Below are 24,809 nucleotides of genomic sequence, written 5' to 3' on the forward strand. Positions count from 1 at the left end.
AAGCCCCGCCCCTACATCAACCTCCCAGATTTTACAAGCTACCGGCTCAGATACGCTCCAGCACCAGAGCCGTGCGGCTCGTGAGGTAAAGGCTGAGCTTGTGGACGCCATTTTCCTCAAGGGTTTCGTAGCGGTAGTCGTCGTCGATGCGGGCGAAACCGCCAAAATCGGGGGCGTCGGAATCGAGCACGATGCGGTAGCGGCCGGCAGCGGGCACCACAAAGCGGTAGTCGGGGATGCTGTGCTCGGTGTGCAGGTTGAAGGCCAGCAGCAGCGGGCCGCGAAGAAAGACGAGAACCTGGTTTTCGGGGTCGAGGTGGAGCTGGCGGGCCGGGCCGGCGGCCAGCAGGCGGCTGCTCCGGACCAGCTCAATCATGGCCCTGTCGAAGTTGAGCAGGTACTGAAACTTGAGGTCGGGGTTGTCAGCCAGGCTCCACTGGCGGCGGGCGAAATGGTGGCTCCAGTTGTTGCCTTCGCGCGGGAAATCGACCCACTCGGGGTGGCCGAACTCGTTGCCGATAAAGTTGAGGTAGGCCTCGCCCCCCAGGCTAATGGTGAGCAGGCGGATGAGCTTGTGCAGGGCCACGCCCCGGGCGGCCACCGGGTCGGTGTCGGAGCGGCCCATGTGCTGGTAGATGGCATCATCGAGCAGCCACTGGGCCAGGGTTTTGTCGCCTACCAGCGCTTGGTCGTGGCTTTCGGCATAGGCCACGGTTTTCTCGCCGTCGCGGCGGTTGTTCAGCACATACCACAGGTCGTAGAGGTTCCAATCTTCGTCGCGGGTGTGCTTAAGCAGCTTGATCCAGTAATCGGGAATGCCCATACCCAGCCGGTAGCCAAAGCCCACGCCGCCCTCGGCAATGGGCCGGCACAGGCCCGGCATGCCGCTCATATCTTCGGCAATCAGCAGGGCGCTGCGCTTGATTTCGCGCACCAACGTGGTGGCCAGCTGCAGGTACAGCACCGCGTCCTCATCCACCTCGGGCCCGAAATATGACTCGTAGCCGCCGAAGCTGACGCCCTCGCCGTGGTGGTGGTAGAGCATGCTGGTAATCCCGTCGAAGCGGAAGCCGTCGACGTGGAACTCTTCGAGCCAGTAGCGCAGGTTGCTGAGCAGAAACTGCTGCACCTCAGGCTTGCCGTAATCAAACAGGCGCGAATCCCAGCCCGGGTGCTCGCCCCGGCTTCCGGCATGAAAATACTGGTGGCCCGAACCGTCGAAGTTGGCCAGACCCTCGGCCTCGTTTTTTACGGCGTGCGAGTGCACCACATCCAGCAGCACAGCCAGGCCCAGCCGGTGGGCTTCGTTGATAAGGTGTTTGAGCTCCTCGGGCGTGCCGAAGCGCGAAGACACGGCAAAGAAATTGGCCACGTGGTAGCCGAACGAGCCGTAGTAGGGGTGCTCCATTACAGCCATCAGCTGCACGCAATTGTAGCCGCCGGCGGCAATGCGGGGCAGTACCTGGTCGGCAAACTCCAGGTAGGAGCCCACCCGGCCCTCCTCCAGCGCCATGCCTACGTGGGCCTCATAAATCAGCGGCTCGCGCACGGCATTGGCCACCCGAAACTTCTGATCGGTCCAGGCAAACGGCGTTTCGGGGCGCCAGACCTGGCCGGCGAAGTCGTGGGTTTCCGGGTTCTGCACGGCCCGGCGCAGGGTGGCCGGCAGCCGGTCGTGGGCGCCCCGGGCCGATACTACATGCACCTTGTAAAGGGAGTGGTGCGTGAGGCAGTCTTGGTACTCTTTATCGGGCAGAAATACTTCCCAAATGCCGTCATCGCTCTTTTTTAGCGGGGTGGCTTGCCGGTTCCAGCCGTTGAAGTCGCCAATCAGGCTCAGGGCTTGGGCGGCAGGCGCCCACTCGCGGTACCAGTGGCCCCGGCGGCGGCCGTCGTAGTGCAGACCCAGGCGCTGGTGGGCACTGGCAAACTTGCTCAGCGAGCCGTATTGCTGCCTGATTTCAGTCAGCCGGGTTTCCAGCCGTTGCTGGCGGCGACGTAGCACCGGCTCGAAGGGTGCCAGCCAGGGGTCGTGCTGTACGAGAGACAGCGCAACGGGGGCGGTGGCAGATTCGGGCGAAGCAGTTGGCGTAGTCATGGCAGAGGCAGCTGGGGCGCAGGGTTGCGCTCAAAACTACGTGGAATCAGGCAATACAGCCCATTATACCGCGTAAAGGCCGCAATCGGGGCAGATTCCGCGTACTTTACGGCCATGAAGCACCTCTCCTATCTGCTGCTGGCAACCGGGCTGGCGGCCTGCACCACGGCCCCACCGGCTACCTCGCCCGCGGCACTGGCCGGCGCTTCTGTGCTGGCTGCGCCGGTGCCAGCGGCCACAGCCGTTGTTACCAGTAAGGCCATGGTTACGGCGGCTCACCCCGAAGCCACGCGCATTGGGGTGGCGGTGCTGCAGCGCGGCGGCAACGCCTACGACGCGGCCGTGGCCGTACAGTTCGCGCTGGCCGTAGCCCTGCCGGTGGCCGGCAACATCGGGGGCGGGGGCTTCGTGCTTTACCGCGGGGCCGATGGCCAGAACGGCGCCCTCGACTTCCGCGAAACCGCTCCCGCCGCCGTCACCCGCGACATGTACCTCGACGCGGCCGGCAACGTGGTGCCCAACCTGAGCACTCGGGGCCACCGGGCGGCCGGCGTACCGGGCACCGTGGCGGGCATGTGGGCGCTGCACCAGAAGCTGGGCAAGCTACCCTGGCGCGACGTAGTGGAGCCGGCCGTGCAGCTGGCTGCCCGGGGCCTGCCCTTAACGGTTAAAGAAGCCGCTGGCCTCAATGGGCAGCAGGCCGATTTCACGAAGTTCAACCCCAGCAATGCTTACCTTAAAGCCAGCCCCTGGCAGACCGACGACACCATCCGGCACCCCGAGTTGGCCCGCACGCTAGGCCGAATCCGCGACCAGGGGGCGGCCGGTTTCTACGCGGGCGAAACCGCCGATTTGCTCGTGGCCGAAATGCAGCGCGGCGGTGGCCTTATCACCAAAACCGACCTGGCTGCCTACCAACCCAAATGGCGCACACCGCTACGGGGCAGCTACCGCGGCTACGAGGTGCTCACGTTTCCACCGCCCAGCTCGGGCGGGGTGGCCCTGCTGCAAATGCTGCAGATGCTGGAGCCCTACAACCTGCAGGACACCGGCTGGCACGCGCCCCAGGCCGTGCATTGGCTCACCGAGGCCCAGCGCCGCGTGTATGCCGACCGCGCCACTTACCTCGGCGACCCGGATTTTGGCCGCGTGCCGGTAGCCCAGCTGCTCGACCCGGCCTACAACCGCCGCCGCATGGCTTCGGTGCAGCCACGCCGGGCCACGCCCAGCGCCCAGGTAGCGGCCGGCACGGGCCTGCCGGCTTACGAAACCGACCAGACCACGCACTACAATATTGTGGACGCCCAGGGTAATGCGGTGAGCTGCACAACTACGCTCAACGGGGCCTACGGCAGCAAAGTGGTAGTGGCCGGGGCGGGTTTCCTGCTGAATAACGAGATGGACGATTTCAGCAGCAAGCCCGGCGCGCCCAACGCCTACGGGCTGGTAGGCGGCGCGGCCAACGCCATTGCGCCCGGCAAGCGCATGCTTTCCTCCATGACGCCGACCATTCTCACGCGCAACGGCCAGCTGGCCCTGCTCGTTGGCACGCCCGGCGGCAGCACCATCATCACCAGCGTGCTACAAGGCATACTCAACGTAATCGACTACGGCCAGAACGCCCAGCAGGCCGTGGCCGCGCCGCGCCTGCACCACCAGTGGCTGCCCGACCAGCTCGATGTAGAGGCCGGCGCCCTGCTGCCCGCCGCCCAGGACACCCTCCGGGCCCGTGGCTACCAGCTCAACGCCCGCAGCCCCTGGGGCCGCCTGGAAATCATCCGGGTGCTGCCCGACGGCCGCCTCGAAGGCGGGGCCGACCCTCGTGGCGACGACAACGCGGCGGGGTATTAGAGATTAGCAGCACTTATCGATTCTCGCTCCCAGCTCCCGGCCCCCAGCTTTCGGGAGCAACTTATAGTATGTGGTGAGTTGTGCAAAAATGTAAGTCCGTGTGAACAAAAAAATTCAGGTTTCAAGAGCTGGTTGCACAGCTCTTGAAACCTGAATTTTAGACGGGTTTATATTATCTGGTTACCCTACTTGAGGATGTGTAGGTACTGATGTTTTCAGGTTGCCGGCGGCAATTACCAGCGTTTGGCCCAGGTGGCGGAGCTGGTCGCCGGTATTGTCGGTGAGGCTGTGGATGTCGCGGGCAATGCGGGCGGTTTCGGTGCCCAGCAGCTGCAGGCTGGCGGCCATTGCGGGCCGGTCGTCGCGCTCTACGTAGCCGCGCAGGTTGCGCAGCTCTGCCTGCAGGCCGTTCAGGGCCGAGCCACCCAACCCGTCGAGGGAAGCAATCCAGCTGTCGATGTCGCCCAGGCCAGCTTCCATGGGGTTGGCACCCGGGTTGTCGAAGGTATCATAGATGTTGCGAACAGTCTTGTCGATGCGGCTGGCGTGGTTCATAGGGCAAGGGGTAAAGAAAGGGTTTATAAGGACGATGTACGCCGGCCGGCCAGTTGGTGTTACTTGCACTGCTGAGCCGGGTTGCCGTTGGCGGCAACCCACGGGGAAGGCGGCCGGAAAACGCACAAATATGGCCCAATAAAATCTGGAGGCACTGCCGCCGCACTTCGTGGGGCTTTTGGGTGGTAGATTTATGCGCAGCATCCTGCCTCGACTAAGGCCCTTAGACCCGCTTGTTACATGTCCGTTTCCACTGATCTGCCCGCATCCGATGTAGAGGAAGCGGCTGCCTATTTACCGGCGCTGACGGGTGTACGGGCCGTAGCAGCCTATCTGGTGTATCTGCACCACTTCAATCCGTTTCGGGTGGGCTCCGGAGTGGAGGGGGAATTGGAGAAAATAGTGCGGGAATTTCATGTGGGGGTGCCAGTGTTTTTCGTGCTCAGCGGGTTTCTCATCACGTTGCGCTACGCTGGCACCGAACGAATGACCACCAGCTGGTGGGGGCCGTACCTGCGCAATCGGGTGGCCCGCATCTACCCAATGTACTTCCTGCTCACGGCCCTCGCCTTCGCAAGTGTATGGTACCAGACCGGTGCGTTTTCCTGGAAACTCTGGCTGCTGAATGTTACGTTTCTACGCGGCTTCTTTGAGGCGTTTGTGTACTCGGGAGTGGCGCAGGGCTGGACGCTGACGGTAGAAGAGTGCTTTTATCTGAGTGCGCCGCTCATTTTCCTGCTGTTGCAGCAGCGGCTTCGGATGCTGTGGCTGGTGCCGCTGGCGCTGTTGGGGCTGGGTGCACTGCTGGTAGCGCTGTGCGGGCCGCTGAAGCTGTACGGGCTGTTCGGCAACCTGCGTTTCATGCTGCTGTTCACCTTTTTCGGCCGGGCTACCGAGTTTTTCGTGGGCATTCAGTTGGCCCTTTGGTTTCGGCAGGGCCGGTTAAAGGGTAAAGCGGGTAGCAGCCGCACAGGTGCCGGGCTGCTGGCCTTCGGAGCAGTTATCCTACTGCTGAATGCCATCAGGGGTCCGTACACATTCGGGCAGGAACACCCGGCAGGCATTGTCATCAACAACATAGTACTACCAGCCGCTATTGCGCTTTGGTTTGCCGGGCTGCTAACCGAGCAAACTCCGCTACAACGGCTCCTGGCGAGCCGAACAATGCAGGTTCTGGGGCGTAGCTCGTACGTTTTCTACCTCATCCATATGGGGGTGCCGCACGGCATCGTTACGCGGCTTATCACAACTCAGCCGCTACTGGTTTTCCTGCTGCTACTTGTGGCAGCCATTGGGTTGCATTACGTAGTGGAGGAGCCCCTGAACCGTTGGATAAGGACATTCAGGTGGCCGCGGTGGCGGGCAGCTACGTAACGGGCGCTGGCAAGCAGGGCAAAAACTGCGTAAGTTGAGCTATGTATTCCTCCCGCTTTTTCCCCTGGTTCTCCCTTGGGTTGGCCCTGCTGCTAGCCACCTGCCAGACCAACTCCGTCGATACGCCAGCCGCCGACTGCGCGCCTCCGCCGGCCCCGTTTGCGGTGCGCCACCCGGCCTGGGCCGCCAATGCCAGCATCTACGAAGTCAATATCCGCCAGTACACCCCCGAGGGCACGTTGCGGGCCTTCGAGGCCCACTTGCCCCGCCTCGACAGCATGGGCATAGGTATCCTGTGGCTGATGCCCATTACCCCAATCGGGCAGCAGAAACGCAAGGGCCGCCTCGGCAGCTACTACTCGGTGCGCGACTACCGGGCCGTGAACCCCGAAATGGGTACCCTCGAAGATTTGCGCCACCTCGTGGACGCCGCCCATAAGCGCGGTATGCACGTCATCCTCGACTGGGTAGCCAACCACACCAGCTGGGACAGCGAGCTGGCCCGCCAGCACCCCGACTGGTTCACGCGCGACTCGCTCGGGCGTTTCCAGCCCCCGGTGGCCGATTGGCAGGACGTCATCGACCTTGACTACACCAAGCCCGAACTGCGCCGCTACATGACCGAAAGCATGGCGTACTGGGTGCGTGAGACCAATGTGGATGGGTTCCGCTGCGACGTGGCCGGGCTGATGCCCACCGATTTCTGGAACGATACCCGCGCCGCCCTCACGCAGATCAAGCCCGTGTTTATGCTGGCCGAATGGGACGAGCTGCACGACCCACCCTTCCTGAAACCGAGCGAATTCGACCCCAACAGCCACCTGCTCGAAAAAACCTTCGACGCCACCTACGCCCTGCGCCTGCGCTATTTGCTCGACAGCATTGCCCTGCGCCAGCAGCCCACCAGCGCCATCGATACTTACCTGGCGGCCGAGCGGGCCAAGTATCCGGCCGGCGTATACCTGATGAATTTCACCAGCAGCCACGATATCAACAGCTGGAGCGGCACCGAGTACGAGCGACTGGGGCCCGACGCCCTGCCGCAAGCCGTGCTGGCGGCTCTGCTGCCGGGCATCCCGATGGTGTACTCGGGCCAGGAGGCGGCCCTGAAAAAGCGGCTGGACTTCTTCGAGAAAGACCCGATTCCGTGGAATGGCTACCCGCTCCAGGATTTTTACACAAAACTGCTGCAGCTCAAGAAACGGAACCCCGCCCTGGCCAACGGCGACCCCTGCGCCGGGTTCGAGGCGTTGGAAGTCAGCAGCAGCCCAAGGGTGTACGGGTTTGTGCGCCGCCGCCGGCAGCAAGCGGTGCTCACGGTAGTCAACTTCGACCGGCAACCGCGCACCCTGGCGTTGCGTGGTCTTGGGCCGGGCACTTATCGGGAGCTTTTCAGCGGGCAGATACAACGGCTGGGCTCCGGCTCGAAAGTGGTGCTACCGGCCCACGGTTACCAGGTGTATGAGCGCCTGCCCGATCCGGAGTAGCGCGGGCCGGCGCCCGGCCAAACAGCCGGCCGACTGCTGGTAGCGTGGCGCGTTGACGGCTAGGCTGGAGGGGCCTTAAAATCTGATGGCCAGTTGGCTTCGTAGTTCCCAGACCGCCAGGCAATGCAGCCTGCAGGCCACTGCCAACGACTGTTAGGCAGTCTCGACAGCAAATAACGGGGCAATCTGCCCCGTTTCCGGTGGCGCGGCCGCTGGCCTTTACCTCTTCGCTCTATGCCCGACCCGACCCTGCCCTCCCACCCCGACGCCCACCTGTTTCAGGTGCGGCATCCCGAGTGGGCCGCCGCCGCCACGATGTACGAAGTTAATATCCGCCAGTACACGCCCGAGGGCACGTTTCGGGCGTTTATGGAGCACCTGCCCCGGCTGGCCAAAATGGGTATCAGTATAATTTGGCTTATGCCGATTCATCCGATTGGCGAACAGGGGCGCAAGGGCACGCTGGGCAGCCAATACGCCGTGCGCGACTATCTGGGGGTGAACCCCGAATTTGGAACGATGGCCGAGTTGCAGGCGCTGGTGGCCGAGGCCCACCGCCTGGGCTTGCGCGTGCTGCTCGACTGGGTGGCCAACCATACCAGCTGGGACAACCCGCTGGTGCACGAGCACCCCGAATGGTACCAGCACGACGCCCAGGGCCGGCTGGTACCGCCCGTGGCCGACTGGCATGATGTAGTGGCCCTCGACTACGGCCAGCCTGGCCTGCGCCGCTACATGGCCGAGGCGCTGTGCTACTGGGTACGCGAAGTGGGCATTGATGGCTACCGCTGCGACGTAGCCGCGCTGGTGCCCACCGATTTCTGGGACGAGGTACGGCCGGCACTGGAGGCCATTAAGCCCGTGTTCATGCTGGCCGAGTGGGACGAGCTATATCCTTCGGGCGGCCTGAGCTGGGAGGAGTTCAACCCCGACACGCACCTGCTGGAGCAGGCCTTCGACATGACGTTTGGGTTGCGCCTGCATTATCTGTTCGACAGCATTGCAGCCGGCCGGGCCCCGCTGGCCGCCATTGATGCGTACCGCGCCACTGAGCGGGCCAAGTACCCGCCGCAGGTGTACCTGATGAATTTTACCAGCAACCACGATGTGAACAGCTGGGACGGTACCGAGTACGAGCGGCTGGGCGCGCTGGCGCTACCCTTCGCGGTGCTTACGGTGCTGCTGCCAGGTATGCCGCTGGTGTATTCGGGCCAGGAAGCCGGGCTCAGTAAGCGCTTGGACTTCTTCGACAAGGACCCCATCAGTTGGCAGGATTTCCCACTGCAGGACTTCTATACCCGCCTGCTGCAGCTCAAGCGCCGCCACCCGGCCCTGCGCAACGGCGACCCGGCCAGCCAGCTTACCCGCCTGCCCGGCCCGACCGGCCTCTATGGCTTCGTGCGCGAAAAGCAGGGGGCGGCCGTGCTCTGCGTCATCAACGCCGCCACCGAACCGGCAGCCCTGCCCCTGCCCGAAGCCGCCGCCGGCACTTGGCGCGACGTGTTCAGCAGCGAGCAGCTCATGTTCCGGGCCGATGACGAACTGACCGTACCTGGGCACGGCTGGCGGGTACTGGAGAAGGTGGCGGGGTGATGACCATCCGGTTTATACTTGCCTTCAGGTAGCACAAGTTCTGGAGGTCGGTGTAGGGGCGGGGCTTGTCCCCGCCCGCCGTCAGAACGGTTACCGCTGCAACGGTGTGAACGGCGGTCGGGGACAAGCCCCGCCCCTACACCGACCTCCGCAACCTGAATTTAATAAGGCCTTTATTGCCTGCCTTAGAAGCCTAATTCTTTCAGGGCTGCCTCTACAATAAGCTGACGGGCGGGGCCGAAGCGAGCGTCGGCGGGCTGGCCACTCAGGGGTTCGGCGTTGAGAGCGAAGAAGATGTGGCGGCCGTCAGCGCGGGTCAGCCAGCCCACCAGCCAGCCATTATCGGGGTTTCGGGCCGAGCGGAAACGCCAGCCGGTTTTGCCGTAGAGTGTGGCGGTGGGCGTCTTTTTGAGAATAAGTAGCTGCTTCACGGCTTGCTGGTGGCGCTTCTCGATGGGCAGCGTTTCGGCCTGCAGGCGGCGCAGAAAGCTTATCTGCTCGAACTGGCTGATGCGCGAGGTACCGTCGAGCCAGAAGGTGTCGAGCGTGGCGGGCGTAACCACCATACCGGGGTAGCCCAGTTTCGGCAGCCACTGCTGGTAGGCGGCCACCCCTAAGTGGCGGGCCAACTGCTGGTAGCACGGCACGGCCGACACGCGCAAGGCCCGGGCGAAGGGCATGTCCTGGTTCCAGGAGGCAATGCTACGCACCGTTCCGTCCCAGGGGCAGCTGTCGGCTGTGTCGCGCAGGGCGCCGGTTTGCAGGGCAATGAGGGTGTTGGGAATTTTGAACGTAGAAGCCGGCAGAAAGCCCTGGCGGCAGCGGGCAGCATTGTAGGCCACAAACTGTCCGGCCGCTTCATCGTAGAACAGCAACGAGCCCTCCAGGCCCTGCGCCCGGAACAGATGCCCGAAATCATGCTCGACTACGGGCTCAGCGGTGGGCAAACGGGTGCAGGCCGCTGACAGCAGCAACCCCAGAAGCAATAATAGCAGATACGTTTGACGCATGAGCCAGCTTGGTTGGTGTGCACAAAAATACGTTCTGCGCCCAATCAAAGCCGGGGCAGCCCCTAGGTTCTACCTTTCCAACTCCGCAACTACTCACTCCATTTTATGCAACAACGCGAACTGGGCCGCTCGGGCCTGCGCACCGCGCCCCTGGTGCTGGGCGGCAACGTATTCGGCTGGACCGCCGACCAAGCCACTTCTTTTAAGGTGCTCGATGCCTTTGTGGCCGGCGGCGGCAACGCCATCGACACGGCCAATGTGTACTCGGCCTGGGTGCCGGGCCACCAGGGTGGAGAATCGGAAGCTGTTATCGGCAAGTGGCTGCAGCGCCGTGGCCGCCGCGACGATGTGCTCATCTTCTCGAAAGTAGGGATGCAGATGGGCGACGGCCGCCAGGGCCTGGGCAAAGCCTACATCAAAACCGCCGTCGAAGAGTCGCTGGGCCGGCTTAAAACCGATTACATCGATTTGTACCAGTCGCACCAGGACGATGAGGAACGCGCCGTAACCGAGCCACTGGAGGCCTACGCCGAGTTGATACAGGAGGGCAAGGTGCGGGCCATCGGGGCCAGCAACTTCGGGGCGGGGCGGCTGCGGGCGGCGCTGGCGGCCAGCGAAACCCAGGGCCTGCCGCGCTACGAAACCTTCCAGCCCGAATACAACCTCTACCAGCGCGAGGCCCTCGAAAAAGAGCTGCTGCCGCTTTGCCAGGAATACGGCTTGGGCATTATCCCCTACTTCGGACTGGCCTCGGGCTTCCTCACGGGCAAGTACCGCTCAGAAAAAGACTTGGCCAAAAGCGTGCGCGGCAGCAGCATCGGCCCGAAATACCTCAACGAGCGGGGCCTGCAGATTCTGGCCGCACTGGACGCCGTGGTGGCCCGCCACGCCGGGGCCTCGCCCGCCCAGGTGGCCCTGGCCTGGATTATGGCCCGCCCCGGCCTCACGGCTCCCATTGCCTCGGCCACCAGTATTCGGCAGGTTGAGGAGTTGGTGAAGGCCATGCACCTGGAGCTAACCGAGGCCGATATGCGCCAGTTGAACCAGGCGAGTGCGTAGGGCTTAGAGGTGAGAAAGGGAACGTCATTCTGAGCGCAGCGGAACGGAGTCGAAGAATCTCGCGGGCAATGCTAACCCTGTCTTCAGGAATTACTTTGACACGCGAGATTCTTCGACTACGGCTTCGCCTTCGCTCAGAATGACGTTCTTTTTGGCCAGTTTTCCATCTGCCTGATTCCTTGCTACCCGCTAAAACAATGGACCAACCGCCTATAGTACCCTTCGACTGGCACCGTATTCTGTGGGCCGATGACACTACATGGCCCTTTCTGCTGGAAATAGCGGCGCGCTGCGGCATCATGTACCTGCTGATTCTGGGGGCGCTGCGCGTGATGGGGCGGCGCGGGGTGCGGCAGCTGTCCATTTTTGAGCTCAGCATCATCCTGGGCCTGGGCTCGGCGGCCGGCGACGCCATGCTCTACGACGATACGCCCCTGCTACCCACAATAGTTGTGTTCGGAATGGTAACGGGCCTCTACACGCTCTTCAACCGCCTCACCGAGTGGTACCCGCGCTTTTCCGATTGGCTGGAGGGCCAGCCGATACTGCTGATTGAGGAAGGCGTTATCCAACAAGAAAATTTCAAACAGCAGAACCTGACGTTGAAGGAGCTGTTCGGCGAGTTGCGCCAGCAGCAGGTGGAACACCTGGGCCAGGTACGCCGGGCCTACATCGAATCGGATGGCGAAACGAGCATCTACTTTTTTGCAGACGATGATGTGCGGCCCGGCCTGCCCATTTGGCCCGAGCGGCTCCGTGAGGCCCGGCCTACCGCCACCACCGCCGGCCCCCACGCCTGCGCCAACTGTGGCCAGGTGCGCGAATTGGCCGCTGCGGCCTCCGCCCGTTGCGCCGAGTGCCAGCACGCTGCCTGGTTGCCTGCCAGCACGGCCCGTCGGGTGGGTTGAAACAAAAGCGGAATCGTCTGTCGCTGCGTAACGCTGCGTAATGCTCTACGCACCTCTGCAGGCAATTCATCAGCTACTACCTGCATAACTCAAGTTGCGCAGCCTCACACAGCAACTTGCTCTCCTTTGCCCCGCCGCGCCCTACCTTGCCGCCCTTATGACCAATGAATTGCCCGACCAACCAACGCCTCTGCCCTACCTTATCATCGACTTCGACAGCACGTTTACCCAAGTAGAAGGGCTGGACGAGCTGGCCGATATTGCCCTTGAAAACAGCCCCGACCGGGCGGAAATCGTGGGGCAGATTCGGGCCCTGACTGATCGGGGCATGAGCGGCGAGCTGAGCTTTTCGGAGTCGCTGAAGCAGCGGCTGGCGCTGCTGCCGGCCCGGCGCGAGCATATCGGCCTGCTCGTGGAGCGGCTACAAGGCAAAGTATCGGAAAGCATCCGGCGCAACCGAAGCTTCTTCGAGCAGTTCCCGGGCCGGGTGTACATCGTCAGCAGCGGCTTCCGCGAGTTTATTGAGCCAGTGGTGGGCGAGTTTGGCATTGTGCCCGAATTCGTGCTGGCCAACACATTCACCTTTGATGAGGCCGGCCGCATTACCGGCTTCGACCCCGAAAACGTACTGAGCCGCGACGGGGGCAAGATTGAGCAGCTGCGCCGCCTGCACCTGCGCGGGCCGGTGTACGTGCTCGGCGACGGCTACACCGACTTTCAGATGCGCGAAGCCGGCCTGGCCGACCGCTTCTATGCCTTCACCGAAAACGTGGCCCGCCCCGCCGTGGTAGCCCAGGCCGATGAAGTACTGCCTTCCTTTGATGAATTCCTCTACCAGAACAAGCTACCCATGAGTTTGAGCTACCCCAAAAACCGCATTAAAGTGCTGCTGCTCGAAAACCCCGACCCGCGCGCCGCCGAGCTGCTGCGCCAGGAAGGCTACCAGGTGGAGTTGGTGCCGGGTGGCCTCGATGAGGACGAGCTGGTAGCGCGCATCGAGGGCGTGAGCCTGCTCGGCATTCGCAGCAAAACCCAGGTAACGGCCCGGGTGCTGGCGGCCGCCAACCGCCTCATCGGCATCGGCGCGTTCTGCATCGGCACCAACCAGATTGACCTGACCGAGTGCCTGAAAAAGGGCGTAGCCGTGTTCAACGCCCCTTTCAGCAATACCCGCTCGGTGGTAGAGCTGGCGCTGGGCGAAATCCTGCTGCTGGCCCGCCGCGTACCCGAAAAAAACGCCCTGATGCACGCCGGAAAGTGGGATAAGTCGGCTGGTGGGGCGTTTGAGGTGCGGGGCAAGAAGCTGGGCATCGTGGGCTACGGCAACATCGGCAGCCAGCTGTCGGTGGTGGCCGAGGCCGTGGGCCTGCAGGTGCTGTACTTCGATATTGCCGAGAAGCTGCAGCTGGGCAACGCCACCCGCTGCCGCAGCCTGGCCGAGCTGCTGGCCCAGGCCGACATTGTAACGCTGCACGTAGACGGCCGCCCCGAAAACACCCACCTATTCGGGGCCGAAGAATTTGCCCGCATGAAGCCCGGGGCCCTGTTTCTCAACAACGCCCGCGGCCCCGTCGTGGACGTGCCCGCGCTGGCTGCTGCCCTGCGCGCGGGCCACCTGGGCGGGGCCGCCGTCGATGTGTTTCCCTATGAGCCCAAAACCAACGACGAGCCGTTTGCGAGCGAGCTAACGGGCCTGCCCAACGTGCTGCTCACGCCCCACATTGGGGGCAGCACGGCCGAGGCCCAGCGCAATATTGCCGAGTTTGTGCCCGAGCGGCTGATGCAGTACGTGAACACCGGCAACACCCAGCAGAGCGTCAATTTCCCCAACATTCAGCTGCCCGAGCAGGCCGCCCACCGGCTCATGCACATCCACCACAACGTGCCCGGCGTGCTGGCCCACATCAACCAGGTGCTGGCCGCCCACGCGGTCAATATCCTGGGCCAGTACCTGAAAACCAACGAGCACATCGGCTACGTGATTACCGACGTGGACAAGCAGTACGAGCCCGCCCTGATTGAACAGCTACGCGAAGTCGAGCACACCATCAAGTTTCGGGTGCTGTACTAAGGCAACGGATTAGCCCGGATTTTTACGGATTTTGGGGACGATTCAGCAGGGACGGGGCACTACTCGTTTTGTTGGCCTGGCTGGTGGTGATTGCGGCGGATGAACGGGCGTAGTGGCGGCCACGGAATTCTGCGGATATTAGGCGCGGTTTCTATTAGACTTTCCCTATTTGTATCCATGAAAAAGACGCTACTCCCGCTGCTGTTGCTTGCCACTGCCCCCGTATTGGCCCAGGCCCAGACGCCTGCCCCGTTCACCATCAAAGGCCAGCTGGGCAAGCTGCCAGCCAAATCGAAGGTGTTTCTGCGCAACGACAAAGGCTACCTCGATTCGGCGGAGGTGAAAAACGGCACGTTTGTGCTGAAGGGCACCGTGGCCGAGCCGGCCCAAGTGCGGCTGATGCTGCTGAATAACGGCAACCGGCGCCGCCTGCTTACGGGGCAGGCCGACCACACTACCTTCTACCTCGAAAAAGGTACCATCAGCCTTATCAGTCCCGACTCGCTAGGCAACGCTACCCTGGCAGGCACACCCCTGAATACCGATTACCAGCAGCTACAAACCCTGCTACGCCCTGGCCAGGACCAACTCAATGCCCTGTACGCCGTTTACCGGGCCACGCCCAAAGAGCAGCGCAGCCCTGAGTTTCTGGCGCAGAGCGACGCTCAGGAAGAAGCTCTGACCGCCATTATCAACCAGCAGTACGCGGCCTTTATCCGCACGCATCCGGGCTCGGCGGTAAGCCTAGACGCCATACGGGCCGTGGGCGGGCCGGTGCCCAACTACGCCGAGGTGGCTCCGCTGTTTGCCCTATTGGCACCCGCCGTGCAAAAGAGTACCGCCGGCCAGCGCTACGCCGCCGAGCTGGCCATCCTCAAAACTGTGTCGGTGGGTGCCGTGGCTCCCGATTTCACGCTGCCTACGCCCGAGGGCAAGGCCGTGGCCCTTAGCAGCCTGCGCGGCCAGTATGTGCTGGTCGATTTCTGGGCCAGTTGGTGCGGCCCCTGCCGCGAGGAAAACCCTAACGTGGTGAAGGCTTACAACACCTTCAGGAACCGCAATTTCACGGTGCTGGGCGTGTCGCTCGATGAGGCTAAGGCCCGCGAAAAGTGGCTCAAAGCCATTGCCACCGACCAACTGCCCTGGACCCAGGTATCAGGCCTGAACGGCTGGAAGAGCGAGGCGGCCACCAGCTACCACATCCAAGCCATCCCCCAGAACTTTCTGCTCGACCCCAGCGGAAAAATAGTGGCCGTAAACCTGCGCGGCGAGAAACTACAGACTACGCTGGCCCAACTGCTGAAGTAAGGCTAACAGAATAGTTCCGCGAGCCTCCCCGGGAAACCTACTCTCGCCTACAGTTCGTCCCGCACCCGCGTCAGCAGGCGCTCCATTTCGCGGCGGATTTCGCGGGTGGGCCGCACATAGTTGTTGTTGAAGAAGCTGAAGGCCACCAGCCGGCCCGAGCGGGTGCGCAGGTAGCCGGCCAGGTTGTGGTTGTTGGTGAGCGTGCCGGTTTTGCCCCACAGCCAGGGGCCGGTTTTGCCAGTCGGCAGGTAACCCCGCCGCAGCGTGCCCTGCCCGCCGCCGGCCGCCAGCCAGCTCAGCAGCTGCGGCTCGGGTACCTGCTGGTGCAGGCGCACGAGCAGCGCCGTGAGAAAGCGGGGCGTGAACAGGTTGAGCCGCGAAAGGCCCGAGCCGTCTACCCACTGTGGTTGGTCGGGCAGGGTGCGCAGGTAGTTCTGCTGCATCGTCCGGATAACGCGGGCCGGGCTCAGCGAATCGGGCGTGAGCGTGGCGGCGCACAGTAGCAGCAGCTGCTCGGCCAGGAAGTTATCGGACACCCGCAGCATGCGGCGGTACAACGAGTCGGGCGGCAGCGTGCGCAAAGTGCGCACCGAATCGCGGGGGCGCAGGCGTAGCGGGCCGGCGGCCAGTACAGGGCGCCGCAGCGTGTCCTGCAGCAGCTGGAGCAGCAGCGCGGGGCTGGTCCGGAACGGCACCTCATCCACCCAGCCCTTGGCCGAGGGAAACACAAAAAAGCGGTTTTCCTCGGGGGTGCGCTGCACATGGTCGGCGGCGGGGTTGGGGCGGGTGCCGGGTGCCGGGGCCGTGAGGGGCCGGAAGAAGCGGGGCAGCACCCGGGGCGCGGCCGGGGCCGGGCGGCCATAAAAGCGCACGGTGTTGCCGTAGATGGGCAGCGGGCTGCGCTCGGGCTGGAAATAGTAGCCGTAGTCGTCCCAGCTCCAGCCGGGGCCGAAAGCGGGCGGCGTGGGCACCTGGGCGTAGAGGAGCACCTTTTCGGGGCGGCTTTTGAGGAAGTCGTAGACCCGGCGCGCGGGCACGTCGCCGTGCAGCAGCATGGGGTCGCCGGTGCCCCAGAACAGCAGCGTATCGGGGCCGCGCTGCACGTAGCGCAGACCAGGCACCGGGTCGGCGGCCAGCAGCGTGAGGCCGGCATACAGCGTGAGCAGCTTGGTGGTGCTGGCCGGCGTGAAGTAGCGGCTGTCCTGGTAGCCGAACAGTGGCTGGCCGGTGCCGGCGTCGGCCAGGCTCAGGCCCACCTGGTGCTGGCGCAGTACGGGCGAGGTGCGCAGCTGCTCATTGAGCCAACTTAGGTTGGGCACCGGTGGGGCAGCCGGGACGGGTGAGGGTTGGGCGGAAACCTGGGCCACCAGCGCCAGGGGCAACAGGGCGCCGCCAAGCAGCAGCGCCAGGCAGCGAAACAGAACAGAAAGCATAGGCCCGCAAGTTAGTGATGGGGTGATGGGGAAGAACGTGTCATTGCGAGCGGAGCGAAGCAATCTGCAAGGGCAACGTGTCAACTTTGCCTAAGCGCCCGCCCGCCGTTCGCCCGCCCGGGCCTCAGGGGCTTGCTGCTTATCGGGGCTGGGCGCTTTGCACGAGCGGATTGCTTCGCTCCGCTCGCAATGACACGTTCTTCCCCATCACCCATCCCAAACTCCCCGCCCCGTATCTTTGGGCCTATGCTGCGCTCCTTTGTTACCTGGTTTTCGGTTTTTATACTGGCTACGGCCCTGGCGGCCTGCTGCGGCTCGACGGCCTGCGAGTGCGACGACGCCTTTGCCGACGCCGTGGGCCTGCAGTTCAGCGCCGATACCACGGGCGCCAACCCCACCGGTTTTCGGGCCCGGCAGGTGGATACCGTGTACCTGGTGCGCGTGCCGCTCGATACCACCCAGCGGCCCCGCGCCGACACCGTACAGTTGCTGCGCCCGATTGCCCGGTTTTCGCAGCCCGTCATTATCAACAACACCACGCCCTTTGCCCAGGCCGGCAACCGCAAGCTCGACGCCTATTCGTACCAGCTGTACCTGGCCCCGGCCCGCCGCGCCGCGCCCACGTTCCGCCTCGCCATCGACAGCGTGCAGCTGAACACCGATTTCCGGGCCGAGGGCTGCTGCACCTGCTTTGAGAATAGCCGCAAGCTGGTGTTTACCACCCGCAACGGGCAGGTCATCCGCGACGACCTCACCGACCCGGCCGGCAACAACGCGCTGGTGCCGCTGGTCATAAACCGGTAGCGCCCGGCCGTTCGCCCGCGCTGTCACGTCCGGCCGGGGTGCCGTTTCGTATAGCCTCCTACCCGGCCGCTGCCACTGCGGCAGCCGGCCTGCCTTCCTGCTCCCTATGCGCTCCGAATCTGCTCCTGCTGCCCCCTCCGGCTCTGTTTCTACCACGCCTGCGCCTGTAGCGGCGGTGCCTGCTTCGGCGGCCGTTGCGGGCTTTCCCTTCCGCACCTCGCTTAGCCTGGAGCCCCTTATTGCTTATTGGAAAGCCGGCGAGGACTCGGCCAATGCGGGTATTGCCCTGCTCTCGCGCTCAGTAGGGGCGCAGGTGGCCGCCGCCGACTGGGCGCGCGGGTCCATCACCGACCTCGAACAGCTCGAATGCAACTGCGACCTGGTGGAAACGCTCATGCTGGCCGTGTTTCCGCCCGCTTCCTTCGAAACCGATATTGTGGGCGCCGTAGCGCCTTTCCAGCGCCATAGCTTCTACTACACGCCCCGCTTTGCCGACGTGCTGCTCAACACCCAGCACATCATCAAGCAGCCGCTCAACATCAGCATGGAGCAGCTGGAGGCCTACACCACGCGCATGGCCTACCAGCTCATTCTCGACAAGGTGTACGGTGTGAAGCTGCCCCTGCAAACCGGGGTAGTGTTCACGGTACCCGATTACCAGATGGGCCTGTACCGCCACTACAGCGTCGATTTCAACTCCACTTTCCTCGGTGTGAAGGTAGAAGGCGAAAAGCCCGAGCTGAGCGAAGAGCAGGTGGATTTTCTGAGCCGCAACCTCCACCGCACCGAGCTGTGGCTGGAGCTGCTGCCTCCCGAAAGCTTCGTGCTCGAAGGATTTAATATCCTGCACCTCGTGGATGTCACGGAGCAGGAAGTGCTGTCGGAACTGAAGTACGATTTGCTGGAGCGCGACGTGCTACAGGCCTCCGACCGGCTCGAACAGATTCAGGAAAAGCTGCGGGTGCTGTTCGGCAAGCCCGCCCTGCAGCTGGGCATTGCCGCCTACGACGAAAACAAGCGGGCCTTTGTGGACTTCGGCCGCAAAATCAACCACAGCTTCCTTACCAAGCAGCTCCACAACCCCGACGCCGGCTCGGGCTTCCGCCAGATTTACGGCCGCCTCTGGGCTGACCGCCGCCCTCTGGTGCTCGAAGACGTGGAGCAGGCCGATATTCCGGAAGATTTGCGCGAGCAGATTCTGAGCCTGGGCATCCGCTCGGCCATTCTGGCCCTGCTGCCCTACGGCGACGATACGGTGGGGTTGCTGGAGCTGGCCTCGCCCACGGTGGGCGAGCTGAATGAGTTCAGCCTGGAGTACGTAAACCAGTTTCTGCCCCTGTTTGCGGTGGCCGTGAAGCGCAACGCCGAAGACCTGCAAACCCGGGTGCAGGCCATTGTGAAGGAGAAGTTTACGGCCATTCACCCCACCATGGAGTGGCGCTTTACCGATGCGGCCCAGAACCTGCTGCAGAAGCTGGAAGACGGCAACCGCCAGGCCGAAATGGAGGACATCGTGTTTCATGATGTGTACCCGCTGCACGGCGCCTGCGACATTAGGGGTAGCAGTGCGGCCCGCAACGAAGCCATCCAGGCCGACCTGATCGAGCACCTGACGCTGGCCGGCAAGGTGCTTAAAAAAGCCTCCGACTTCCAGCAGCTCCCGATTCTGGACGAGCTGCGGTTTTACGTGGGCAAAAACCTGCGCCGCCTGCGCCAGGGCATGGCCAGCGGCGACGAAGTGAGCATCTTCGACTCGATCCGCACCGAAATGGAGCCGCTGTTTGAGTACCTGGGCCAGAACACGCCCGAGCTGCGGCCCGTTATTGCTCAGTACTGGGCCCAGATTGACCCCGAGCTGGGCATACTGTACAAGCGGCGCAAGGCGTTCGAGCAAAGTACCACGCTGCTCAACGATGCCATTGCCGCCTACCTCGACGAGGAGGATGCCAAGGCCCAGGCCATGTTCCCGCACTACTTCCAGCGCTTCAAAACCGATGGCGTGGAGCACAACATTTACGTGGGCGCGGCGCTGGTCGAAGACAAGCCCTTCGACCTAGTGTTCCTTAAAAACCTGCGCCTGTGGCAGCTGCTGACCATGGTGGAGATAACGCGCCGCACGGCCGCCCTGCGCGACCAGCTGCCGCTGCCGCTCGAAACCACCCAGCTCATCCTCATTCACGGCCAGCCCCTAAGCATCCGCTTCCGGCAGGATGAGCGCCAGTTCGACGTGGACGGGGCCTACAACATCCGCTACGAAATCATCAAGAAGCGCATCGACAAGGCCACCATTATGGGCACCGGCGAGCGGCTCACGCAGCCCGGCTCCCTGGCCCTGGTGTACAGCCAGCAGCGCGAGGCCGACGAGTACTTCGAGTACCTCGACTACCTGCAGGACCGTGGCCTGCTCGAAGAGGAAATTGAAGAGCTGGAGCTGGAAGAGCTGCAAGGCACCAAAGGTCTGCTGGCCTTGCGGGTGAAGGTGAAGATGGAGGAAAAGTAAGAAAAAGAACGTCATTCAGAGTACAGAAAACAGAACGTCATGCTGAGTGCAGCCGAAGCATCTCTACCGCTTCGTTGTAACGATTTAGACGAAGCGGTAAAGATGCTTCGGCTGCGCTCAGCATGAGGTTCCCTCCCTATTCTCCATACTAGCCTCTCGTTTCTCCCTCCTAGTTCTAAATCGAAACACACCCCGTAGCAAAATCAGCCAGAGCAGGGCGCAGGCGAAGCCGGCTACCACATCGGTGGCGTAATGGACGTGCAGGTACACGCGGGTGACACCGATGAGCAGGGCGAAGAGCAGCAGCAGCAGCCCCCACACCGGATGGCGGCGGTGGCGCCACAGAATCCAGGCCAGGCAGCCGTAAAGGGCCAGCCCGATCATGGCGTGGCCGCTGGGGAAGCTCAGCCCGCCCTGAACGATAAGGGCCGAATTGGGGCGCAGGCGGTGAAAGTAGGATTTCAGCAGTTGGTTGAGCAATGAGGCCCCGGCTACTGCGCCAAACACCTCGGCGGCTTCGTGGCGGTGGCCCCAGTAGCGCAGCAGCAGCGGCAGCCCAATGCCCGCCGCCACCAGCCACGGCAGCGAAGCAAAGAACGTGAGTGCCCGCACTACCGGCGTCAGCAGCGGCCATTGCGCGCGCAGCGCATCCAGCCACGCGAAGGCCCAGGTGTCGAACTCCACCGAGTTGGCCGCGAATACCACCCGCGTGAGGTAGAAGAACAGCAGCGCCGAGGCCACGAACATGCCGCCCATCAGCACTACTTCCACCGTCAGTAAACTCAGACTGGCCACCAGCCGGGCTTTTGCTCTTCGTATCACGGGCTGAAGCTGTTTCAGCTGCTTACGCAGATGTAGGGCCTGCCGTTCCGGCCGAATGAGGTACCAGTGGCGCCCAACCAAACGGGGCTGGGCCGCTATTAACTGCAAACTTCAGACGTCTGACCCGGCTGTGAAAACGCCGTATGGTGCCAAACCGGCCCGATTCGCTAAAACAGAAAGAGCCGGCCCATTGCTGGGCCGGCTCTTCGTACTCTGTGCGCTCGGGGAGACTCGAACTCCCACACCTTGCGGAACTGCCGCCTGAAGACAGCGCGTCTACCAATTTCGCCACAAGCGCGACTCTCTATCATCCGGCCTTCCAGGGAGGGCCTTTTGATGCTGCAAAGATAGCGGGTTTTTGGAACGCGCTGCAAGTATCGGCCTAAAAAAAGCCTAAAAAACATCGATTGAAATTTCGATTCAGTGCTATTTAGGCTGTTTTTCAGCCAATTGCGGATCCTGACGAAACTGCTTTTTTACGCGCTTTTCCAGCTGCTGCAACAGCGGAATAGCAATTATCAGCCAGGCCAACCCTGCCGCAATGCCAGCTAGCACATCGGTGGCGTAGTGCACCCGCAGGTATATCCGCGTCAGGCCAATAAGCACGATCAGCGCGGAAAGCACTGCGACCAGCGGGTAGCGCAGGGCGGGCCGCCGACGAAGCCGCGTCCAGGCAAAGTAGATGAGCAGACCGTAGAAGGAAGCCGAAATCATGGCGTGGCCGCTCGGGTAGCTCAGGCCCGAAGCCGAGGTGAGGGGCAGTAGCGGCCGGGGCCGGTTGTAGAACTGCTTGAGCAGCAGGTTGAGGGTGATAGAGCCCAATGCCACTACCGGCACCAGCAGCGAATACCAACGTCGCCGACGCACCAGCAGCCAGCCCACCAGCCCCAGCGCCATGGCCGTAATAAAGTTGCGCGAGGCCAGAAATGTAATGGCCTCCACCCAGTTCTGCCGCTGCGCCCCCAGCAGGGCCCGCGTCCACTGGAAGGCAGCGGCGTCGAAAGTAGCCGCGTCCTGATCGAACACTTCGCGGCTCAGGGCAAGAAAGACGACGACCCCGGCGGTGCCTAGTGCCAGCGTAACGGCAAATTCGGTGAGGAAGAGGGTAAAACCGGCCAGCAGCCGGCGCAAGTGCTTGGTCATAGTTCCTAAACATACGGCGCAGCGCGGAAAAGCGGGCACCGGGCCGTAGCTTGGCCCCGCTGCCGACTGCTTTTCCAGGCCGGCCCCGCCCCTGCTCATGGCCGCTTCCCTACCTGATTCCGGTTTCGATTACGTAGCAGCTTTCTATGATTCGCTGGCTCGGCTGGTGTACGGGCGGGCACTGCAACGGGCCCAGCAGGCAGCGTTGGCGGCGGGGCTTCCGGCTACCGGCCAGCCGCGGGTGCTGGTGGTAGGTGGCGGATCGGGCTGGGTACTTGGTGAGGTGCTGAGCCGCTGCCCTGGTGCGCGCATCCTGTACTTAGAGGCTTCCCCCCGAATGCTGGCGCACAGCAGGGATTGGCTGGCCCGGCACCACCCCCAGGCGGACCAGGTAGCGTTCCGGCTGGGCACCGAGGCGGCACTGGAGCCCGCCGAGCAATTCGATGTGCTAATCACCTTTTTTCTGCTCGACCTGTTCGAGCCCGGCCGGCTGCGGCAACTGGTAGCCCGGCTGAACACGGCGCGGGCTCCCGACGGCACGTGGCTGCTGGCCGATTTCGGGCCTCCGCGCCACTGGTGGCACCGCGTGCTGCTGCGACTGATGTATAGTTTTTTCGGCCTGACGACCGGCATCAGCGCCCGGCAACGCCCCCCGATAGAGGTGGAACTGGCGCGGCTGGGGCTACGGCCTACGTCGGCTGGGCAGTTTTTTAGCGGGATGGTAGAGGCCAGCGTATGGCGGCCGTAGGGTCCGGACTTCGGCCTACGCAGCCTTCTAGCTGCGCAAATTGCTTAGGTTAGCAGTTCCATTCTTACCTGCCCCATTATGCTGATGCGGAAAACTGCGGCCCTGCTGCTGCTGAGCCTGCCGCTGGCCCTTGCGCGCCCCGCCCGGGCCCAAGCGCCGGTACAATACAACCTGGCCTTCCCCAACGCCGTCCACCACGAAGCCCGCATTACGGTTACGTTCCGGGAGGTGCCGGCCGGGCCGCTGCAGGTGCGCATGGCCCGCTCGTCGCCCGGCCGCTACGCCCTCCACGAATTCGCCAAAAACGTGTACGACGTAACTGCCACCGACTCGCGCGGCCGCACCTTAGCCATCACCCGGCCCGACCCCTCGGGCTGGGACGTAACCGGCCACGACGGCACCGTAACCTTCACCTACACCCTGTTCGGCGACCGGACCGACGGCACTTACGCGGGCATTGATGCCCGCCACGCCCACCTGAACATACCAGCCACGCTGGCCTACGCTGAAGGGCTGGAGCAGCGGCCGGCGCAGGTGCAGTTCAGTGGTTTGCCCGCCACCTGGACGGTGGCCACCCAGCTGCAGCCCGATGCGGCCGGCACCACCTTCTCGGCCCCCAATCTGCAATACCTTATGGATTCGCCTACCTCGCTGGGTGAGCAGCAGGTGCGCACCTGGCAGGAAGGCGGCCGCACGATTGAGCTGAAAGTGCTGCACGACGGTACCCCCGCCGAGCTGGACGCCTACACGGCCCAGACGCAGAAAATCGTGCGCGAGTCGGCGGCCGTGTTTGGCGGGATGCCGACTTTCGATTTTGGCCGCTACACCTTCATTGCCAACTACCTGCCCCAAACCAGCTCCGACGGCATGGAGCACCGCAACTCTACCTCCCTCACCAGCCGGCGCCCCCTGCGCGGCCCCGGCATGATTGACAACCTGGGCACGGTGGCACACGAGTTTTTCCATGCCTGGAACGTGGAGCGGCTGCGGCCCCAGGACCTGGAACCGTTCGATTTCAGCCAGGCCAACATAAGCAGCAACCTGTGGTTTGCCGAGGGCTTCACGCAGTACTTCGGCGACCTGGTACTGCGCCGCGCCGGCGTTTTCCCCACCGATGCGGAGTACTGCCAGGAAGCGCTTACGGGCATAGTAAATGCCATGATGCTGTCGCCGGGGGCGGCCCGTTTCTCGCCGGTACAGATGAGCCAGCAGGCCCCGTTCGTGGATGCCGCGGCCGCCATCGACCCTAACAACCGCGCGAACACCTACCTGAGCTACTACTACATTGGGGCGGCCAACGCCCTGGCCCTCGACCTGGAGCTGCGCGCCCGGTTCAAAACTGACCTCGACACCTACATGCGCGCCATGTGGCAGCAGTTTGGCAGTCAGCAGCAGAACTACACGCCCACCCGGCCCTACACCACGCCCGACCTGCAGCGCGTGCTGGGCGAAGTAGCCCGCGACACGGCCTTTGCCGGGCATTTTTTCCGTCAGCACATCTACGGCCATCAGCGGCCCGACTACCCCGCTTTGCTGGCTCCGGCGGGCCTGCTCGTGCGCCCAGCCCGGCCCAACAAGGCCAGCCTGGCCAGCCGCCTGAGCTTTAATGCCGCCGACAGCACCGCTACGCTGGGCACCACCACCATTGGCTCGCCGCTCTACGTGGCTGGCCTCGACCGCGAAGACGTGGTGCTGCGCTTCGACGGCCAGCGCTTGGTGGGGGCCAAAGCGTTTGACGAGCTGCTCGCGGCTCACCGCCCCGGCGACGTAGTGCAGCTGGAGGTGCGCACCCGCACCGGCCTGCAAACGGTACCCGTAACACTCATCGAAGAACCCGCCCTGGAGGTAGTAACCTACGAAACCGCCGGCCGCCCCGTCAGCAAAACCCAAAAGAAGTTCCGGGCCGCCTGGCTCAATAGCAAGGTGCGGTAGCTCCAGTTTCTGACTTTTTCCATGAGAAAGCCCCGCCGGCGCGTGCCGGCGGGGCTTCTTTTGGCTGCGGCCAAAGCACTAATTGGTCGTGGGTCGTGTATTAGATAAGTAGA

The 24,809-nt window shown here is 63.4% G+C and carries 18 protein-coding genes and 1 tRNA gene; 12 read left to right on the top strand and 7 right to left on the bottom strand.

All coding sequences use genetic code 11. The annotated features are described in order from the left end of the window. Positions 1–46: 46 nt before the first annotated feature. Complete coding sequence (locus tag J7E24_RS09040; RefSeq protein ID WP_215137337.1) at positions 47–2,098, bottom strand: alpha-amylase family glycosyl hydrolase; 2,052 nt, start codon at positions 2,096–2,098, stop codon at positions 47–49. 114 nt (positions 2,099–2,212) lie between these two features. Between J7E24_RS09040 and ggt the strand changes: the two genes are divergently transcribed. Next, a complete protein-coding gene (gene ggt / locus J7E24_RS09045) occupies positions 2,213–3,949 on the top strand; it encodes a gamma-glutamyltransferase (protein ID WP_215137339.1) in 1,737 nt (578 codons plus the stop codon). A 180-nt stretch (positions 3,950–4,129) separates the two neighbouring features. On the opposite strand, the gene J7E24_RS09050 is transcribed toward ggt, so the two are convergent. After that, positions 4,130–4,504, bottom strand: a complete 375-nt coding sequence (locus tag J7E24_RS09050; protein WP_215137341.1) for a hypothetical protein — start codon at positions 4,502–4,504, stop codon at positions 4,130–4,132. Between the two features lie 240 nt (positions 4,505–4,744). Here J7E24_RS09050 and J7E24_RS09055 point away from each other — a divergent pair, with 240 nt between their 5' ends. The 3 genes from J7E24_RS09055 to J7E24_RS09065 all read left to right on the top strand — a co-directional run bounded on the left by J7E24_RS09055 (position 4,745) and on the right by J7E24_RS09065 (position 8,958). Next, complete coding sequence (locus J7E24_RS09055) at positions 4,745–5,878, top strand: acyltransferase family protein (RefSeq protein WP_215137343.1); 1,134 nt, start codon at positions 4,745–4,747, stop codon at positions 5,876–5,878. Between the two features lie 41 nt (positions 5,879–5,919). Next, positions 5,920–7,365, top strand: coding sequence for an alpha-amylase family glycosyl hydrolase (locus tag J7E24_RS09060; protein WP_215137345.1), 1,446 nt, complete (start codon positions 5,920–5,922; stop codon positions 7,363–7,365). Between the two features lie 234 nt (positions 7,366–7,599). Continuing rightward, entirely contained in the window at positions 7,600–8,958 is a 1,359-nt protein-coding gene (locus J7E24_RS09065; protein ID WP_215137347.1) for an alpha-amylase family glycosyl hydrolase, read from the top strand. Positions 8,959–9,143: 185 nt separating this feature from the next. Here J7E24_RS09065 and J7E24_RS09070 read toward each other — a convergent pair whose 3' ends face one another. Beyond that, complete coding sequence (locus J7E24_RS09070; protein ID WP_215137349.1) at positions 9,144–9,968, bottom strand: penicillin-binding transpeptidase domain-containing protein; 825 nt, start codon at positions 9,966–9,968, stop codon at positions 9,144–9,146. Between the two features lie 105 nt (positions 9,969–10,073). On the opposite strand from J7E24_RS09070, the gene J7E24_RS09075 reads away from it, so the two are divergent. The 4 genes from J7E24_RS09075 to J7E24_RS09090 all read left to right on the top strand — a co-directional run bounded on the left by J7E24_RS09075 (position 10,074) and on the right by J7E24_RS09090 (position 15,314). Further along, the gene (locus J7E24_RS09075; protein WP_215137351.1) at positions 10,074–11,027 is read left to right on the top strand and encodes an aldo/keto reductase; all 954 of its coding nucleotides are present in this window, start codon (positions 10,074–10,076) and stop codon (positions 11,025–11,027) included. 197 nt (positions 11,028–11,224) lie between these two features. Continuing rightward, the gene (locus J7E24_RS09080; RefSeq protein WP_215137353.1) at positions 11,225–11,935 is read left to right on the top strand and encodes a DUF421 domain-containing protein; all 711 of its coding nucleotides are present in this window, start codon (positions 11,225–11,227) and stop codon (positions 11,933–11,935) included. A 157-nt stretch (positions 11,936–12,092) separates the two neighbouring features. After that, entirely contained in the window at positions 12,093–14,006 is a 1,914-nt protein-coding gene (serA, locus tag J7E24_RS09085; RefSeq protein ID WP_215137355.1) for a phosphoglycerate dehydrogenase, read from the top strand. A 177-nt stretch (positions 14,007–14,183) separates the two neighbouring features. Further along, positions 14,184–15,314: a TlpA disulfide reductase family protein gene (locus J7E24_RS09090; RefSeq protein WP_251047114.1), complete on the top strand. Its 1,131-nt coding sequence runs from the start codon at positions 14,184–14,186 to the stop codon at positions 15,312–15,314. A 47-nt stretch (positions 15,315–15,361) separates the two neighbouring features. Here J7E24_RS09090 and J7E24_RS09095 read toward each other — a convergent pair whose 3' ends face one another. Next, entirely contained in the window at positions 15,362–16,747 is a 1,386-nt protein-coding gene (locus tag J7E24_RS09095; RefSeq protein WP_215137356.1) for a D-alanyl-D-alanine carboxypeptidase, read from the bottom strand. A gap of 246 nt (positions 16,748–16,993) precedes the next feature. Between J7E24_RS09095 and J7E24_RS09100 the strand changes: the two genes are divergently transcribed. Continuing rightward, positions 16,994–17,551, top strand: a complete 558-nt coding sequence (locus J7E24_RS09100) for a hypothetical protein (RefSeq protein ID WP_215137358.1) — start codon at positions 16,994–16,996, stop codon at positions 17,549–17,551. A gap of 106 nt (positions 17,552–17,657) precedes the next feature. Further along, complete coding sequence (locus tag J7E24_RS09105; protein ID WP_215137360.1) at positions 17,658–20,051, top strand: GAF domain-containing protein; 2,394 nt, start codon at positions 17,658–17,660, stop codon at positions 20,049–20,051. Positions 20,052–20,168: 117 nt separating this feature from the next. Here J7E24_RS09105 and J7E24_RS09110 read toward each other — a convergent pair whose 3' ends face one another. The 3 genes from J7E24_RS09110 to J7E24_RS09120 all read right to left on the bottom strand — a co-directional run bounded on the left by J7E24_RS09110 (position 20,169) and on the right by J7E24_RS09120 (position 22,016). Continuing rightward, positions 20,169–20,873, bottom strand: coding sequence for a phosphatase PAP2 family protein (locus J7E24_RS09110; protein ID WP_215137362.1), 705 nt, complete (start codon positions 20,871–20,873; stop codon positions 20,169–20,171). A 216-nt stretch (positions 20,874–21,089) separates the two neighbouring features. Beyond that, positions 21,090–21,171: transfer RNA gene (locus J7E24_RS09115), tRNA-Leu, on the bottom strand. 128 nt (positions 21,172–21,299) lie between these two features. Then, on the bottom strand, positions 21,300–22,016 hold the full coding sequence (locus tag J7E24_RS09120) for a phosphatase PAP2 family protein (protein ID WP_215137364.1): 717 nt from the start codon (positions 22,014–22,016) through the stop codon (positions 21,300–21,302). A 97-nt stretch (positions 22,017–22,113) separates the two neighbouring features. Between J7E24_RS09120 and J7E24_RS09125 the strand changes: the two genes are divergently transcribed. Beyond that, positions 22,114–22,764: a class I SAM-dependent methyltransferase gene (locus tag J7E24_RS09125; protein ID WP_215137366.1), complete on the top strand. Its 651-nt coding sequence runs from the start codon at positions 22,114–22,116 to the stop codon at positions 22,762–22,764. Positions 22,765–22,842: 78 nt separating this feature from the next. Then, entirely contained in the window at positions 22,843–24,696 is a 1,854-nt protein-coding gene (locus tag J7E24_RS09130) for a M61 family metallopeptidase (RefSeq protein WP_251047115.1), read from the top strand. Positions 24,697–24,809 lie beyond the last annotated feature (113 nt).

This window comes from Hymenobacter sp. ISL-91, assembly GCF_018613725.1.
Classification (GTDB): Bacteria; Bacteroidota; Bacteroidia; order Cytophagales; family Hymenobacteraceae; genus Hymenobacter.

Coding starts and splice junctions, on each gene's coding strand:
- J7E24_RS09040 (WP_215137337.1), bottom strand. CDS start 2,098: ATGACTACGCCAACTGCTTCGCCCGAATCTGCCACCGCCCCCGTTGCG.
- ggt (WP_215137339.1), top strand. CDS start 2,213: ATGAAGCACCTCTCCTATCTGCTGCTGGCAACCGGGCTGGCGGCCTGC.
- J7E24_RS09050 (WP_215137341.1), bottom strand. CDS start 4,504: ATGAACCACGCCAGCCGCATCGACAAGACTGTTCGCAACATCTATGAT.
- J7E24_RS09055 (WP_215137343.1), top strand. CDS start 4,745: ATGTCCGTTTCCACTGATCTGCCCGCATCCGATGTAGAGGAAGCGGCT.
- J7E24_RS09060 (WP_215137345.1), top strand. CDS start 5,920: ATGTATTCCTCCCGCTTTTTCCCCTGGTTCTCCCTTGGGTTGGCCCTG.
- J7E24_RS09065 (WP_215137347.1), top strand. CDS start 7,600: ATGCCCGACCCGACCCTGCCCTCCCACCCCGACGCCCACCTGTTTCAG.
- J7E24_RS09070 (WP_215137349.1), bottom strand. CDS start 9,968: ATGCGTCAAACGTATCTGCTATTATTGCTTCTGGGGTTGCTGCTGTCA.
- J7E24_RS09075 (WP_215137351.1), top strand. CDS start 10,074: ATGCAACAACGCGAACTGGGCCGCTCGGGCCTGCGCACCGCGCCCCTG.
- J7E24_RS09080 (WP_215137353.1), top strand. CDS start 11,225: ATGGACCAACCGCCTATAGTACCCTTCGACTGGCACCGTATTCTGTGG.
- serA (WP_215137355.1), top strand. CDS start 12,093: ATGACCAATGAATTGCCCGACCAACCAACGCCTCTGCCCTACCTTATC.
- J7E24_RS09090 (WP_251047114.1), top strand. CDS start 14,184: ATGAAAAAGACGCTACTCCCGCTGCTGTTGCTTGCCACTGCCCCCGTA.
- J7E24_RS09095 (WP_215137356.1), bottom strand. CDS start 16,747: ATGCTTTCTGTTCTGTTTCGCTGCCTGGCGCTGCTGCTTGGCGGCGCC.
- J7E24_RS09100 (WP_215137358.1), top strand. CDS start 16,994: ATGCTGCGCTCCTTTGTTACCTGGTTTTCGGTTTTTATACTGGCTACG.
- J7E24_RS09105 (WP_215137360.1), top strand. CDS start 17,658: ATGCGCTCCGAATCTGCTCCTGCTGCCCCCTCCGGCTCTGTTTCTACC.
- J7E24_RS09120 (WP_215137364.1), bottom strand. CDS start 22,016: ATGACCAAGCACTTGCGCCGGCTGCTGGCCGGTTTTACCCTCTTCCTC.
- J7E24_RS09125 (WP_215137366.1), top strand. CDS start 22,114: ATGGCCGCTTCCCTACCTGATTCCGGTTTCGATTACGTAGCAGCTTTC.
- J7E24_RS09130 (WP_251047115.1), top strand. CDS start 22,843: ATGCTGATGCGGAAAACTGCGGCCCTGCTGCTGCTGAGCCTGCCGCTG.